A 16,022-nucleotide genomic window follows, 5' to 3' on the forward strand; every position below is an offset into this window, starting at 1 on the left:
TGTGGGAGCGGGCGAGCCCGCGAAGGGCCGCGCAGCGGCCCCCGGAGAACACCATGACTACAAGCATCATTACCGACGACACCCAAGCCCTGAACGTTGCCGAAGAAGTCGCCCAACAACTGCGCCGCGACAGCGCCCTGCGCGACCGCGAACGCCGCCTGCCACACACCGAGCTCGAGCTGTTCACCCGCTCCGGCCTGTGGGCCATCAGCGTGCCCAAGGCCTTCGGTGGCGCCGGCGTGTCCAACGTCACCCTGGCCAAGGTCATCGCCCGCATCGCCCAGGCCGACGGCTCCCTCGGGCAGATCCCGCAAAACCATTTCTACGCCCTGGAAGTACTCCGGGTAAACGGCACGCCCGAACAGCAACAGCGCCTGTACGCCGAAGTACTGGCGGGCAAGCGCTTCGGCAACGCCCTGGCCGAACTGGGCACCAAGACCGCCAACGAGCGCACCACCCGCCTGACCCGCGACGGCGATGGCTTTCGCATCAATGGCCGCAAGTTCTACGCCACCGGCGCCATCTACGCCCAGCGCATTCCCACATCGGTGGTCGATGAGCATGGCGTACAGCACCTGGCCTTCGTCCCGGCCGACAGCAAGGGCCTGCAGGTGATCGACGACTGGAGCGGCTTCGGCCAGCGCACCACCGGCAGCGGCTCGGTGGTGTTCGACAACGTATACGTCAGCGCCGCCGACGTGGTGCCCTTCCAGAGCGCCTTCGAACGCCCCACCCCGGTCGGCCCGCTGGCGCAGATCCTTCATGCTGCCATCGACACCGGCATCGCCCGCGCCGCCTTTGATGATGCCCTGCACTTCGTGCGCACCCGCAGCCGCCCCTGGGTCGACTCCGGCCTGGACAAAGCCAGCGATGACCCGCTGACGTTGAAGAGTTTCGGCCACCTGGCGATCCGCCTGCATGCCGCCGAAGCCTTGCTGGAGCGTGCCGGTGAATACCTGGACCGTGCCCGCGACGACAGCACTGCCGACAACGTGGCAGCCGCATCCATCGCGGTGGCCGAGGCCCGCGCCATCAGCACCGAAATTTCCCTCGCAGCCGGCACCACCCTGTTCGAACTGGGCGGTAGCCAGGCCACCCTGGCCGAACACAACCTCGACCGCCACTGGCGCAACGCCCGCGTGCACACCCTGCACGACCCGGTGCGCTGGAAGTACCACGCCATCGGCAACTACTACCTCAACGATGCCAACCCACCACGCCGGGGGACTATCTGATGGCCAGGCAGATCCTGCTCAATGCCTTCAACATGAACTGCGTCGGGCACATCAACCACGGCCTGTGGACCCACCCACGGGACACCTCGACCCAGTACAAGACCCTGGACTACTGGACCAGCCTGGCACGCCTGCTGGAGCGTGGCCTGTTCGACGGGCTGTTCATCGCCGACATCGTCGGCACCTACGACATCTACGGCCAGTCGCTGGACGTCACCCTCAAGGAGTCGATCCAGCTGCCGGTCAACGACCCGCTGCTGCTGGTCTCGGCCATGGCCGCCGTCACCCGCCACCTGGGTTTCGGTCTCACCGCCAACCTCACCTATGAGGCGCCGTACCTGTTCGCCCGGCGCCTTTCCACCCTGGACCACCTGAGCAATGGCCGGGTGGGCTGGAACATCGTCACCGGCTACCTCGACAGCGCCGCCCGGGCCATGGGCCTGGCGCAGCAACCGGAGCATGACCGCCGCTACGACCAGGCCGACGAGTACCTGCAGGTGCTGTACAAGCTGCTGGAAGGCAGCTGGGCCGACGATGCCGTGGTCGCCGACCGCCAGCAGCGCGTCTATGCCAGGCCCGACAAGGTGCGCAAGATCCACCATCAGGGCGAGTTCTACAAGGTCGACGGCTACCACCTGTGCGAACCCTCGCCGCAGCGTACCCCGGTACTGTTCCAGGCCGGCAGCTCGCAGCGTGGTCTGGCCTTCGCCGGCAACCATGCCGAATGCGTGTTCATCAGTGGCCAGGACAAGGCCGCCACCCGTGCCCAGGTCGACAAGGTGCGCGCCGCCGCCCAGGCCGCTGGCCGTGACCCGCAGGCGGTCAAGGTGTTCATGGGCATCACGGTGATCGTCGCCGCCACCGAGCAGCAGGCCCAGGCCAGGCACGCCGAGTACCTGCGCCACGCCAGCGCCGAGGCCGGGGTCGCGCACTTCGCCGCGTCCACCGGCATCGACTTCGCCGCCTACGCGCTGGACGAGCCGATTGCCTTCAGCCAGGGCAACGCCATCCAGTCCGCCACGCGCCAGTTGCAGGACAACGCCTGGACCCGCCGGCGCCTGCTGCAGCAGCACGCCCTGGGTGGCCGCTACGTGACCCTGGTCGGCGCGCCCGAACAGGTGGCCGAGCAGCTGATCGCCTGGATCGATGAAACCGGTCTGGACGGTTTCAACCTGACCCGCACCGTTACCCCGGAAAGCTTCGAGGACTTCATCGACCTGGTCATCCCGCAGTTGCAACAGCGTGGCCGCTACAAGACCGCCTACGCCGAAGGCACCCTGCGCGAAAAACTGTTCCAGGCCGACCACCCGCACCTGCCTGCCGACCACCCTGGCTCGGCTTACCGCTATACCTCTACCCCGACTGGAGCCCTGCACCATGCTTGATAAACTGTTCCGGCCCGTCGCGGCCATTGCCCTCACCCTCGGCCTGTCCGCCAGCGCCCTGGCTGCCGAACCGCTGAAGATCGGCACCACCGCCGCATTTGCCATCCCGCTGGAAGCCGCAGTGGAAGAAGCGCACAAGCAAGGCCTGGAAGTGAAGCTGGTCGAGTTCAGCGACTGGATCGCGCCCAATGTCAGCCTCAACAGCGGCGACATCGACGTGAACTACTTCCAGCACATCCCGTTCCTGGAAAACGCCAAGGCGGCGGCGGGCTTCAACCTGGTGCCCTACGCCCCGGGCATCATCAACAACGTCGGCCTGTACTCGAAAAAGTACAAAAGCTTCGCCGACCTGCCCGAAGGCGCCAGCGTGGCCATCGCCAACGACCCGATCAACAGCGGCCGTGGCCTGCAGTTGCTGGCCAAGGCCGGGCTGATCACCCTCAAGCCGGGGGTCGGCTACAAGGCCACCGAGGACGACATCGTCGCCAACCCGAAAAAGCTGAAAATTCTTCAGGTGGAGGCCGTGCAGCTGGTACGTGCCTATGACGACGCCGACCTGGTGCAGGGCTACCCGGCCTACATCCGCCTGGCCAACAGCTTCGACGCAGGCTCGGCCCTGCTGTTCGACGGCCTGGAGAACAAGGAGTACGTGATCCAGTTCGTCATTCGCCCGCAAAGCAAGGACGATCCGCGCCTGGCCAGGTTCGTCGACATCTACCAGCACTCGCCAGCGGTGCGCGCAGCCCTGGACAAAGCCCACGGCAAGCTTTACCAGGCCGGTTGGGAGGGCTGACATGAGCCAGGCCAGCGCGCTCCGGGCGCCCACCTTACAACCACTGCCGTTAACGGCCAGGGAGCAGGCCCTGCGCCCGGAGGTCAATGAAGCCCACGTGCGCTTCATCGGCCTGGGCAAGACCTACCCGGGCCAGGCGCAACCGGCCTTGCAAGGCATCGACCTGAACATCCGCCGTGGCGAGATCTTCGGCATCATCGGCCGCAGCGGCGCCGGCAAGTCATCATTGCTGCGCACCATCAACCGCCTGGAACAACCCAGCCAGGGCCGGGTGCTGATCGACCAGGTGGACATCGCACCCTTTGACGAGGACCACCTGGTGGCCCTGCGCCGGCGCATCGGCATGATCTTCCAGCACTTCAACCTGATGTCGGCCAAGACCGTATGGCAGAACGTCGAGCTGCCCCTGAAGGTGGCCGGCGTGGCCAAGGCCGAACGCCAGCGCAAGGTACGCCAACTGCTGGAACTGGTCGGCCTGCAGGAAAAGCACCACGTTTACCCGGCGCAGCTGTCCGGCGGGCAGAAGCAGCGCGTGGGCATTGCCCGGGCGCTGGTGCATGACCCCGAGATTCTGCTGTGCGACGAGGCCACCTCGGCGCTGGACCCGGAAACCACCGCTTCCATTCTCGAACTGCTGCGCGACATCAACCAGCGCCTGGGCCTGACCATTGTGCTGATCACCCACGAGATGGCGGTAATCCGCGATATCTGCCACCGGGTGGTGGTGCTGGAACGCGGAGAAGTGGTCGAGCAGGGCGAGGTCTGGCGGGTGTTTGGCTCACCACGCCACGAGGTCACCCGCACCTTGCTCGCGCCGTTGCAAGCCAGGTTGCCAGCCGCGCTGCAAGCCAGCCTGCGGGCCAGCCCGGCGAGCCGCGACAGTGCCGTGGTGCTGAGGCTGACCCTGCTCGGCGAGCCCGAACTGTCTGCCCTGTTCAACGACCTTGGTGGCCGCGTGCGCCTGCTGCAGGGCGGTGTGGAAACCATTGGTGAGCATGCCCTCGGGCAGCTGATCCTGTCGGTGCAGCACTCGCCGCACGACCCCCATCAATTGCTGGAACGCGCCCGCCGCTGGGCCGAGGACGTGGAGGTACTGGGCCATGTGGTTTGATCGCCTGCTGGAAGGTTTGCTCGATACCCTGCTGATGGTCGGCGTGTCGTCGCTGATCGCCCTGCTGGTGGGGGTACCGATGGCGGTGCTGCTGGTCACCAGCGACAAGGGTGGGATCTTCGAGGCACCGCTGCTGAACCGGGTGCTGGGCGCCTTCGTCAACCTGTTCCGCTCGATCCCGTTCCTGATCCTGATGGTCGCGCTGATCCCCTTTACCCGCCTGGTGGTGGGCACCACCTACGGCGTGTGGGCGGCGGTGGTACCGCTGACCATTGCCGCCACGCCGTTCTTCGCGCGGATTGCCGAGGTCAGCCTGCGTGAAGTCGACCACGGCCTGGTGGAAGCTGCGCAAGCCATGGGCTGCCGGCGCTGGCACATCGTCTGGCATGTGCTGCTGCCCGAGGCGCTGCCAGGGATCGTGGGGGGCTTCACCATTACCCTGGTGACCCTGATCAATTCCTCGGCCATGGCCGGAGCGATCGGTGCCGGGGGCCTGGGGGATATCGCCTACCGCTATGGCTACCAGCGCTTCGACAGCCAGATCATGCTGACCGTGATTGCCATGCTGGTGGCGTTGGTGGCGTTGATCCAGCTCGGTGGCGACCGGTTGGCGAAAGGCCTGAACAAGCGTTGAATTCTTCGCGGGCACGCCCGCTCCCACAGGTACTGCACAAGGTTTGAATACAACGATATCCCTGTGGGAGCGGGCATCCCGCGAAGGGGCCTTCAACCCCAGCGAAGATCCCCGGCAGGCACCGGTCGCCCGAACCAGTAGCCCTGCCCCAGCTGACACAGCTCCTGCAGCAGGAAGCTGGCCTGCTCTGCCTGCTCGATGCCCTCGGCATGCACCTGCATGCCCATGCTGCGGGCCAGGGCGATGATCACCCGGACGATCGCGATGTCGTCCTCATCCAGCGGCAACCCGGCAACGAAGCCCTGGTCGATCTTCAGCTTCTGCACCGGCAAGCGCTTTAGACGCAACAACGATGAATACCCGGTGCCGAAGTCGTCGATGGCCAGGGTCACCCCCAGTTCACGCAGGCGATGCAACTGCTCCAGCGCCACGTCCGGGTCTTCCATCACCGCGCTCTCTGTCACCTCCAGCTCCAGCAAGGCCGGGGCCAGGCCGGTGTCGTGCAGCGCTTCAGCCACCTGCTGGTACAACTCGTGCTGGCCAAACAGGCGGCTGGAAATGTTCACCGCCACAAAGGCCAGCTGCCGGCCTTCGCCCTGCCATTGCACCATCTGCCGACACGCCTGGCGCAATACCCAGGTGTCGATCTCGGCAATAAGCCCGGTGCGCTCGGCAATCGGGATGAATTCACCTGGCGGTACCAGGCCGCGCTGGGGGTGCTGCCAACGCACCAAGGCCTCGACGCCGACCTGGCGGCCGGTCGCCAGGTCGTGCACCGGCTGGTAGAACACTCGCAGCTCGTCCTGCTCCAGGGCCCGGCGCAGCTCGCCGGCAGTTTCGACCCGGTGCTGGGCGTGGGCAGTCAGCTCTTCGGTGTACAACGCATAGCAGGCTCGCCCGCTGCTCTTGGCCTTGTACAAAGCCGAGTCGGCGTTGCGCAGCAACTGCTCGGCACTCAAGGCATCGCTTGGGAACAGGCTGATGCCTGCGCTGACACTGATGAACAGGCGGTTGCCGTCGAACAGAAATGGCTCGCGCATGCGCTCGATGATGCCCTGCGCCAGCTTGCCCGCCTGGCCGACCTCCTGGCAGTTCTCCGCCAGCACGCCATATTCGTCGCCCCCCAGACGCGCCAGAGTCACGCCGCTGCCCAGCACTTCACCCAGGCGCTCGCCGACCAGCTTCAGCAACTGGTCGCCGATGGTGTGGCCAAGGCCGTCGTTGATACTCTGAAAGTGGTCCAGGTCCAGTAACAGCAGGGCACAACCGCGCTTGTTGGCCTGGGCTGCGGCCAGGGCCTGCTCGACCCGGTCCGTGAACAGCAGGCGGTTGGGCAGACCGGTCAGCGGGTCGTGGTGGGCCAGGTAGGCCAGTTCCTGTTCCGAATGCTTGATCGCGCTGATGTCGCTGAACACTGCCACGTAATGGCTGAGCTCACCTTCGTCGTCGTGAATGGCACAAATGGTCTGCCACTGTGGGTAGATTTCGCCGCTCTTGCGCCGGTTCCAGATTTCACCGCTCCACTCGCCGCTTTCCGCCAGGGTGGCGAAGATCTGCTGATAGAACGCCAGGCCATGGCGGCCCGATTTGAACTTGCTCGGGCGCTGGCCGATGACCTCGTCCTGCTGATAGCCGGTAATACGCATGAAGGCACGGTTGACGTGCACGATCAGGCCCTGGCGGTCGGTCACCAGCACGCCCTCGAGGGTGCTGTCGAACACGGCGGCAGCCATACGCAGCCGTTCGCGGTCTTCGCAACGCAAACGCGCGCCACGGCCGATGAAATTGAGCAGGCGCACCCGCGACACATAGATCAGCAAGGCACTGAACAGCACCCAGACCACCACGTTGATCTGCCGGCCCACATTCAGAGCCAGAGGGTCGTCAGTCATGCCGCGCAGCACCACCTCGGCCAGCGTCAGCCAGAGGATCGAGAGCACCACATACAGCGCAGCCATGCGCAAGGCGTCGCGAACGGAAACAGACATGTCGGGTGCAATTGCCCATAGAAAGTGATGGGGCATTATAAAGGCTGAAACATGTCGTGACCTCCTATCTGAACGGGTGACTGTATTTATTTCCCGCCCAAGGGATAATCAGCCCCTCCTCCTGCATTCCGAGGGTATTTACACCTATGTGGTACAACGGCCTGCTCGACTTGTCGGCCTGGCAACTGGTCGGCATCACCCTGTTGATGACCCACGTGACCATCGTCAGCGTCACGGTCTACCTGCACCGCTACTCCGCGCACCGGGCCCTGGAACTCAATGGCGCGCTCAAGCACTTCTTCCGTTTCTGGCTGTGGCTGACCACGGCACAGAACACCCGCGAATGGACCGCCGTGCACCGCAAGCACCATGCCAAATGCGAAACCCCCGATGATCCGCACAGCCCGCTGTACAAGGGCCTGGGCACGGTGCTGCGCAAAGGCGCCGAGCTTTACCGGGAAGAGGCACGCAACCCCGAAACCCTGCGCATCTACGGCAAGAACTGCCCGGACGACTGGATCGAGCGCAACCTCTACTCGCGCTACAAGCTGGGCGGCATCGCACTGATGGCGGTGATCGACCTGCTGCTGTTCGGCACCATCGGCATCACTATCTGGGCGGTGCAGATGATGTGGATTCCGTTCTGGGCCGCCGGCGTGGTCAACGGCCTGGGCCACGCCCTCGGCTACCGCAACTTCGAGTGCCGCGACGCCGCCACCAACCTGGTGCCGTGGGGCATCGTCATCGGTGGTGAAGAGCTGCACAACAACCACCACACCTACCCCAACTCGGCCAAACTGTCGGTCAAGCGCTGGGAGTTCGACATGGGTTGGGCGTGGATCCGCCTGTTCTGCCTGCTGCGCCTGGCCAAGGTGCAGCGCGTGGCCCCCATCGCCCACCGGGTGGCCGGCAAGGCAAGCCTGGACATGGACACTGCCATGGCGATCCTCAACAACCGCTTCCAGATCATGGCCCAGTACCGCAAGCTGGTGATCGGGCCGCTGGTCAAGCAGGAGCTGGCCCGCGTCGATGCCTCGCTGCGCCACCACTTCCGCCGCGCCAAGCGCCTGTTGTCACGCGAGACCAGCCTGCTGGAAGACCGTCATCATGTGCGCATCGAGTCGATGCTCGCCCACAGCCAGGCGCTGAAGACCATCTACGAAAAACGCCTGGCCCTGCAGCAGATCTGGGCGCGCACCAGCGCCAACGGCCACGACATGCTGGCCGCCATGAAGGACTGGGTACACGAGGCCGAAACCAGCGGCATCCAAGCCCTGCGCGACTTCGCGGCACAACTGAAGACCTACTCCCTGCGCCCGACCGCCGCCTGACCGCCGTTGATCGGCACGCCCCCTTGGCGGGGCGTGCCGCCCGGAACTTCGCCCCTTCGTTTACACTCAAACTCGGCACATCGCCCGCGTGGCGGGCCAGATGCTGGCCGCACGCTTACACGCCGAGACCCGCTCCGTGCACATGGCCAAGAACATTCCAACGACACTGCCTGGCACCCCCCCTCCGGAGGCCGCCCAGACCTTGCTTGCGCTGCTCCACGCCCAGGGCGAGGTTGCCCGCCTGAGCGAGCGCGAGCAGCTGTTCAGCTCCCTGCTCGACAGCGTCAACGCTGTGCTGTGGGCCTTCGACTGGGAAACCCGCCAGGTGCTGTACGTCAGCCCCGCCTACGAGCGCATCTTCGGTCGCCCGGCCAGCCTGGTACTGGCTGACTACAACGAGTGGCGCGACAGCATTTACCCAGACGACCTGGAGTTCGCCGAGCGCAGCCTGGCCCAGGTACTGCTGAAGGGTTCGGTGGAAGACCGCGAGTACCGCATCCTCAATGCCGACGGCCAGCTGCGCTGGCTGAGCGACAAGTGCTACATCAACCAGCAACGCGATGGTGACCGGGTGATCATCGTCGGTATCGCCGAAGACATCACCGAGAAGAAGCAGCTCGAAGGCGAACTGCAGCGCCTGGCCACCACCGACGTGCTGACCCAGAGCAGCAACCGCCGTCACTTCTTCGAGTGCGCCCAGCAAGCCTTCGACAGCGCCCGCGAAGACGGTACGCCACTGGCCTTCCTGCTGCTGGACATCGACGACTTCAAGCGCATCAACGACAGCTACGGTCACCAGGAAGGCGACCAGGTGTTGCAGCAAATCGCCGATAGCGGCAAGGCCGTGCTACGGCGTGGTGACCTGTTCGGGCGCATTGGTGGCGAGGAGTTCGCGGCTGTGTTCCCGGGCTGCACTGCCCAGGTGGCGGAACAGATTGCCGAGCGCTTGCAACGGCAGATCCAGCGGCTGAGCTTCAGCCATGGGGAGCAGACTTACGGAGTGACGGTGAGCCAAGGGGTGACCGGCCTGACTGACGAGGATGTGGCGCTGGACACCCTGTATGCCCGGGCCGATGCGGCGATGTACCAGGCCAAGCGACAGGGCAAGAACCAGATCGTCCGCGGCTGACTGCCTTACACAGTACTTGCTGGCCTGTACGGTCCCTGTGGGAGCGGCCTTGTGGCGCGAAAGGGCTGCAAAGCAGCCCCTGGATCTCAGCTGGAAACCTCGGCCTCGGCTAGCGGCGGCTCTTCCTGCGGCTTCACCTCCGGGTTCTCCACCTTACGCAACCGGCTCAGCTCCGGCAGGCCAAGCTTGAGCAGGCGCGCGGTCTTGCTGCTGGCCACCTTCTCCAGCCCCTGCCCAGCCGGCAGCCGCGACAGCTGCCCGGCCAGGTTCATGGCCAGGATCTCCCGCGAGTAAACCCCGCCGCCCAACTGGTAGATCGCCGCGATCAACTCGCGCAATCCCAGCGGTAGCCGCCAACGCGTACGCAACGCCGAGCCAAACGCAGCGCCAAACTCGTTGAGCGACAGCTGAACCTGGTCCTCATCCAGTTCGCCCCCGGCCAGTCGCCATTCCTGCAAGCAGCGCAGCACCGCCAGGTCGCCCAGGCAATGCAGCAGTCCTGCGCAGTAGCAACGCCCCTCATCCAGTTCAAGCATGCGCGCCAAGGTCCGCCCATATTCGGCAGCGTGCAGCGAAAGGTCCCAGTAACGGGCCGCATGCTCGGCCAGCAGCGGGTCGCTGAGGCGTGCGCTGCGCTTGAGGGTCATGCCCAGGATCAGGTTCATGCTCTGGGTGCTGCCAAGCTTGTTCAGGGCCTGCAACAACGTCTGCACCGGTACTTCGCGGTGCAGCGCTGCGCTGTTGGCCGCAGCGATCAGGACGGCGGTGATCTGCGGGTCCTCCTGCACTTCCTCTTCGAGCACCCTCAGGTTCAGGCCGTGGGGGTTGAGCGCGCGCTTGATCGCCACCTGCACATCGGCCAGCAGCGGCCCACCATCGGCGCTGGCTCGGCGCTGTTCCAGATAGGCCGGCAGGCTGGCACCTGGTTGCAAGGCCGGTGCCGGGCAAGCGATCTCTTCGCCAACCGCCAGCAGCAGCTCTTCCAGACGCTTGCGCAGGTTATCCAGGTCAAGCGGCTTGCTCAGGTAGGCCGTGGGGTGCAGGGGCAGCGCCTCGCGCACACTGGCGCTGTCACTGCGGTTGCTCATGAGGATGAACGGCAAACCCGAGCCTTTGGCGCGCACCTTGCGCAGCAGGTCGAGGCCATCGACGCCGGGCAGCTCGCGGGCGGCGATGATCAGGTCGGGTTTGCTGGACAAGGCACTGAGCGCCTGCGAACCGTCGGCGCAGACCTGCAGGCGGGCATCACAGCGCACGCTGAGCAGCATTTCGCTGAGCATGTCACGTACCCAGGGGTCGCCTTCGACAATCAGCACGCTTGGTGGGGTGGGGTTTGCAGCGCTCATCGCCAACTCCTGAAATTCCCTGACACGCAGTCCGTCGCAGCTTCCTAAGCGAGTCCTGCCACAACGATAGCGCCAGGTGGGATGTCTGGGCACAAAAAAAACCCGCCGAAGCGGGTTTTTTCTGAAGCACATCACATCAGGCGATTTCAGCGAAGCACTCTTCGATGATAGCCAGGCCTTTGTCCAGCAGTGCGTCTTCAGCGGTCAGCGGAACCAGAATACGCAGGACGTTGCCGTAGGTGCCGCAGGACAGCAGGATCAGGCCCTTCTCGCGAGCCTTGGCGACAACCTGGCCAACAGCAGCAGCGTTCGGGGTGTGAGTGCCTTTCTCGAAGACTTCGACAGCGACCATCGAGCCCAGACCACGGACGTCACCGATGATCGGGTACTTCTTCTGGATTTCGCGCAGGCCAGTGGTCAGGCGCTCACCCACAGCTTTGCTGCGGTCCAGCAGTTTCTCTTCTTCGAACACTTCGATCACGGCCAGGGCCGCGGCGCAAGCGATCGGCGAACCGGCGTAGGTGCCGCCCAGGCCGCCCGGAGCGATGGCGTCCATGTACTCGGCCTTGCCGCACACACCGGCCAGCGGGAAGCCGCCAGCGATGGATTTGGCGAAGGTGGTCAGGTCAGGCGCAACGCCCATCTGTTCCATGGCGAAGAAGGTGCCAGTACGGCCAGCGCCGGTCTGTACTTCGTCGGCGATCAGCAGGATGCCGTGCTGGTCGCAGAGGGCGCGCAGGCGCTGCATCAGCTCTTTCGGCGCTGGCAGGAAGCCGCCTTCGCCTTGTACCGGCTCGAGGATGATCGCGGCGATGTCGCGCGGCTCGGCGTCGTTCTTGAAGATGCGCTCGACCGAGGCGATGGCGTCGTCAACGCTGATGCCGTGCAGTTCGCTCGGGAACAGGGCGCGGAAGATGCCACCTGGCATCAGGCCCATGCCAGCGGAGTACGGCACGACCTTGCCGGTCAGGCCCAGGGTCATCATGGTACGGCCGTGGTAGCCGCCGGTGAAGGCGATGACGCCAGCGCGGCCAGTGGCGGCACGGGCGATCTTGACGGCGTTTTCAACGGCTTCGGAGCCGGTGGTGACCAGCAGGGTCTTCTTGTCGAAGTTGCCAGGGACCAGCTTGTTGATCTTTTCGCACAGCTCTACATAGGGTTCGTAGGCCAGCACCTGGAAGCAGGTGTGGCTGACCTTGGTCAGCTGCTCTTGCACGGCCGCAACCACTTTCGGGTGCAGGTGGCCGGTGTTCAGTACTGCGATGCCGCCGGCGAAGTCGATCAGTTCGCGGCCTTCAACGTCGATCACGGTCGAGTTCTTCGCGGTATCGACGAAGATCGGGTGGATCTGGCCAACGCCACGTGGGACGGCGGCGACACGACGTTGCATCAAGGATTCGTTGGTCTTGCTCATAATGCCCTCATTGCGCCGGTCTGGAGTGGCGCTTTTATTCGGGGGTGGCTGGGAGTGCTCGCGAACAGTATTCGTTGATCGACTGCCGTGAACGCCCTGGCCACCAGGTACTGCGATGTAAAAAAGGCCAGCGAGACGTCGCTCTCGCGCCCCGCTGGCAGAGGTAAAGCCGTTACCGTGCGATCAGACGCTGATGCACAGGTATTTGATTTCGAGGTAGTCCTCGATACCGTACTTGGAACCTTCGCGGCCCAGGCCCGAAGCCTTGATGCCACCGAACGGTGCTACTTCGTTGGAAATCAGGCCGGTGTTGATACCCACCATGCCGTATTCCAGGGCTTCGGCAACACGGAACACACGGCTCATGTCGCGGGCGTAGAAGTACGAGGCCAGGCCGAACTCGGTGTCGTTGGACATGGCGATGACTTCGGCCTCGTCCTTGAAGCGGAACAGCGGCGCCAGCGGGCCGAAGGTCTCTTCCTTGGCGACGGCAGCGGTCTTCGGTACGTCGACCAGAATGGTCGGCTCGAAGAAGTTGCCTTCGATGATCTTGCCACCGGACAGGACCTTGGCGCCTTTGCCAACGGCGTCTTCGATGTGCTCCTGGACCTTGGCGACAGCCTTGCCGTCGATCAGCGGGCCAGTGGTGGTGCCTTCTTCCAGGCCGTTACCGATCTTCAGCTTGGCAACCGCGGCAGCCAGCTTCTGGGCGAACGCGTCGTAGACGCCGTCCTGCACGTAGATACGGTTGGCGCAGACGCAGGTCTGACCGTTGTTGCGGTACTTGGAGATGATCGCGCCCTCGACCGCCTTGTCCAGATCGGCGTCGTCGAACACGATGAACGGGGCGTTGCCACCCAGCTCCAGGGAAACCTTCTTGATGTCCTTGGCGCATTCTTCCATCAGCTGGCGACCGATTTCGGTCGAGCCGGTGAAGGACAGCTTGCGAACCAGGGAGTTGCCGGTCAGTTCACCGCCAACTTCGCCAGCGCTGCCGGTAACCACGCTCAGCACGCCAGCCGGGATGCCGGCACGGTGGGCCAGTTCGACCAGGGCCAGGGCGGAGTATGGGGTCTGCGAGGCAGGCTTGAGCACCATGGTGCAGCCAGCGGCCAGGGCCGGGCCGGCTTTACGGGTGATCATGGCGGCCGGGAAGTTCCACGGGGTGATGGCCGCGGTAACGCCGATTGGCTGCTTGATGACGATCAGGCGCTTGTCTGGCTGGTGGCCCGGGATGGTGTCACCGTAGACGCGCTTGGCTTCTTCGGCGAACCACTCGATGAACGAAGCGGCGTAGGCGATTTCGCCCTTGGCTTCGGCCAGCGGCTTGCCTTGTTCGGTGGTCATCAGGCGAGCCAGGTCGTCCTGGTTCTCGATCATCAGTTCGAACCAGCGACGCAGCTTGGCCGAACGCTCCTTGGCGGTCAGGGCACGCCAGGCCGGCAGGGCCTTGTCGGCGGCTTCGATGGCGCGGCGGGTTTCCGCGGTGCCCATCTTCGGCACGGTACCGATGACTTCACCAGTGGCCGGGTTGGTGACCTTGATGGTCTGGCCGTTGTCCGCATCCAGCCACTCACCATTGATGTAGGCTTGCTGGCGGAACAACTGAGCGTCTTTGAGCTGCATGTCGGCTTCCCGAATTGTTGATTGTTGAAAAGCGCCCAAGGCAGGGCATCGAGCGTTTGAAATCTCAAACGAATGCTAAGCGGCTGCTGGGGTGTTGGACAATAGGCTGTTCGAAAAAAAGAACGAATGGTTGAACACCCTGGCGGAAATTTCATCATTTGCATAATGGCAACGGGCCTCTTCGCGGGCACGCCCGCTCCCACAAGTACCCCACCGGTTTCGAACTCGGTGCAGTACCTGTGGGAGCGGGCGTGCCTGCGAAGAGGCCAGTACAGGTTAGACGAACGCGCTGAAGGAAATGTGATGGGAGGACCGACGGCCCTCCCGGAAGGGGCGGATCAGAAGGCCTTGGCCAGGTCGATCACCAAGGCGCGGTAACCCACACTGCCCGGCTGTCGGCTGTGCACCTTCAGCTCCACCAGCACCTCCTGGGTCCCGCGCCGCACCTCGTTGAGCACGGTGGTGGTCAGTTTCTCCGGGGTCAGGAAGTTCACCGACGCCGAGTAGATGAACTGGGTGTCGGTCTCCGGCCGGTAGGCCACCACCGAGGTCACCGGGCTGTACCACTCGTCGCCGCGCTCCTTGCCGTATTCCCATACCTGCTCGACCGTGCCCTTGGCCTCGTCGATACGGTACTCCACCGCCCTGCTGTAGTTGCCGGTCAGCCTGGTTGGCGCAAAGTCGCGACCCCAGCCGTTGTCGAACACGGTCAGCGTGCCTTTGCCGGTCAGCCAGGCGGTATGCTGGGTCCACGACCAGTCGAAGCTTTCGCTCGCCACCGGCGTCAGTACTTTCTTGCGCAGACGCTCAGGCCAACCTTGGGGCGAGGCGAGAATCCACTTCACCTGCTTGTCGCGGCCTATCTTCACCACGCCCTGATGCCGTGCTGAAACGATGATGCTGTCGTCATCAGCGTCGTAGTCGATGGCATTGACGTGTGCCCAGTTACGCCCGGTGCCCACCCCCGGAGTGTCACCAAAGGGCAAGTCGCCCTCGGCCAGTTCGTTGGCCAGCCGTTCGTCCTGTTTCTGCACCCCGGGCGGCAACTGGATGGCTGCCTTGCCCAAGGTTTCCAGCAGGTCGCCACGGTACGGGTCGAGGATCTGGTTGAGGTCCCAGAAGTCCAGCACATCACCGGCCTCGTTGACCTCGATGATGTGGTCGCGGATCGAGCGCACGCGCTTGCCGTCGGGCCGGCGATAGTCGCTGGTGCCCACCCGCAGCAGGTAGGTGCCATTGGCGGTCTCGCGGATTTCATGGGAGAAATCGGCAAACTTGTCGGGCAGCGTGCGTTGCCAGATGCGCCGGCCCAGCAGGTCGTACTTGGAATAGGTCTGGCCCTGCCCCCAGATCAGCTTGCCGTCGCGGGTCTGCTGGAAGCCCATGGTGCCACCCAGGCCATCACGGCGGTTGGAGTCGTGGATCTGCTCGATGTCCAGGTACCAGCGCACGTCGCCATTGCTGTCGGCGATCCAGTTGTTGCCCACCTGGTCCCATTCCGCCGCACCGCCCTGGGCATTCCACTTGAAGGCACGACCGCCCGGGATGTCCCCCTGCAGGTGGTTGAACAGGTACAGGCGCTTTTCAAAACCTGGCGCTACCTTGACTGGCTGCACCTCAGGCAAGGCGGCGGTCTGCCTGGCCACCACCGGCAGGCGCACCGCTGGTGCGTAGATCTGGTACTGCTCGCGGATACGCTCGCCGTCGAACTTGTAGGTCACTTCCACCTGGTTGACGTGATCCGGGTACAGGCCGAATACCGGGATACCGCCGTAGGTCCACAACGAGCGGTCGGACACCTCGTAGGCAATATCCACACCGCGCTCGCCCCGCCCCAGCACGCGTACGTGCGCGGCACTCAGGCTGCGCCCACCGTCGCGAATGATCGCGGTCAGCGGCGCCAGGCGATACGGGTTGACTACCACGTCGCCGAGCAGCGCCTCGTCACGCTCGGGGACCTTGGCGGTCAGGCAGGCGCCTTCAGGCAATGCAGGGGTTTCGGTCTTGGCATTCATGGCAAAGCTCCTTGT

12 protein-coding genes are annotated in these 16,022 nt (G+C 64.5%); 7 read left to right on the forward strand and 5 right to left on the reverse strand.

What is annotated here, in order from left to right; translation table 11 throughout:
* Positions 1–53 precede the first annotated feature (53 nt).
* The 5 genes from M2S36_RS10665 to M2S36_RS10685 are packed head-to-tail and all read left to right on the forward strand — an operon-like array spanning position 54 to position 5,158.
* Positions 54–1,235 (forward strand): SfnB family sulfur acquisition oxidoreductase, encoded by a 1,182-nt coding sequence (locus tag M2S36_RS10665; RefSeq protein WP_207833104.1) that lies wholly within the window; start codon positions 54–56, stop codon positions 1,233–1,235.
* Positions 1,235–2,620 (forward strand): LLM class flavin-dependent oxidoreductase, encoded by a 1,386-nt coding sequence (locus M2S36_RS10670; RefSeq protein WP_207833102.1) that lies wholly within the window; start codon positions 1,235–1,237, stop codon positions 2,618–2,620. Before M2S36_RS10665 ends, M2S36_RS10670 begins: the two co-directional genes overlap by 1 nt.
* Complete coding sequence (locus tag M2S36_RS10675) at positions 2,613–3,413, forward strand: MetQ/NlpA family ABC transporter substrate-binding protein (protein ID WP_063914440.1); 801 nt, start codon at positions 2,613–2,615, stop codon at positions 3,411–3,413. Before M2S36_RS10670 ends, M2S36_RS10675 begins: the two co-directional genes overlap by 8 nt.
* Position 3,414: 1 nt before the next feature.
* Entirely contained in the window at positions 3,415–4,524 is a 1,110-nt protein-coding gene (locus M2S36_RS10680) for a methionine ABC transporter ATP-binding protein (protein ID WP_333957148.1), read from the forward strand.
* Positions 4,514–5,158 carry a methionine ABC transporter permease gene (locus tag M2S36_RS10685; RefSeq protein WP_008096606.1) on the forward strand — a complete coding sequence of 215 codons (645 nt, stop codon included), beginning with the start codon at positions 4,514–4,516 and terminating at the stop codon, positions 5,156–5,158. Before M2S36_RS10680 ends, M2S36_RS10685 begins: the two co-directional genes overlap by 11 nt.
* A gap of 92 nt (positions 5,159–5,250) precedes the next feature.
* Here M2S36_RS10685 and dibA read toward each other — a convergent pair whose 3' ends face one another.
* The gene (dibA, locus tag M2S36_RS10690; protein WP_233688053.1) at positions 5,251–7,146 is read right to left on the reverse strand and encodes a phosphodiesterase DibA; all 1,896 of its coding nucleotides are present in this window, start codon (positions 7,144–7,146) and stop codon (positions 5,251–5,253) included.
* 146 nt (positions 7,147–7,292) lie between these two features.
* Here dibA and desA point away from each other — a divergent pair, with 146 nt between their 5' ends.
* Positions 7,293–8,477, forward strand: coding sequence for a delta-9 fatty acid desaturase DesA (gene desA, locus M2S36_RS10695; protein WP_207833094.1), 1,185 nt, complete (start codon positions 7,293–7,295; stop codon positions 8,475–8,477).
* 100 nt (positions 8,478–8,577) lie between these two features.
* Positions 8,578–9,606: a GGDEF domain-containing protein gene (locus M2S36_RS10700; protein WP_233688051.1), complete on the forward strand. Its 1,029-nt coding sequence runs from the start codon at positions 8,578–8,580 to the stop codon at positions 9,604–9,606.
* An 86-nt stretch (positions 9,607–9,692) separates the two neighbouring features.
* On the opposite strand, the gene M2S36_RS10705 is transcribed toward M2S36_RS10700, so the two are convergent.
* The 4 genes from M2S36_RS10705 to M2S36_RS10720 all read right to left on the reverse strand — a co-directional run bounded on the left by M2S36_RS10705 (position 9,693) and on the right by M2S36_RS10720 (position 16,007).
* Positions 9,693–10,952, reverse strand: coding sequence for a response regulator (locus M2S36_RS10705; RefSeq protein WP_233688050.1), 1,260 nt, complete (start codon positions 10,950–10,952; stop codon positions 9,693–9,695).
* A 136-nt stretch (positions 10,953–11,088) separates the two neighbouring features.
* A complete protein-coding gene (gene gabT, locus M2S36_RS10710; protein WP_063914434.1) occupies positions 11,089–12,366 on the reverse strand; it encodes a 4-aminobutyrate--2-oxoglutarate transaminase in 1,278 nt (425 codons plus the stop codon).
* Positions 12,367–12,549: 183 nt separating this feature from the next.
* Complete coding sequence (gabD, locus tag M2S36_RS10715; RefSeq protein WP_015268576.1) at positions 12,550–13,992, reverse strand: NADP-dependent succinate-semialdehyde dehydrogenase; 1,443 nt, start codon at positions 13,990–13,992, stop codon at positions 12,550–12,552.
* A gap of 338 nt (positions 13,993–14,330) precedes the next feature.
* Complete coding sequence (locus M2S36_RS10720; RefSeq protein WP_241106156.1) at positions 14,331–16,007, reverse strand: aryl-sulfate sulfotransferase; 1,677 nt, start codon at positions 16,005–16,007, stop codon at positions 14,331–14,333.
* Between the last annotated feature and the right edge of the window lie 15 nt (positions 16,008–16,022).

It is taken from the genome of Pseudomonas sp. SF2 (assembly GCF_036858055.1).
Classification (GTDB): domain Bacteria; phylum Pseudomonadota; class Gammaproteobacteria; order Pseudomonadales; family Pseudomonadaceae; genus Aquipseudomonas.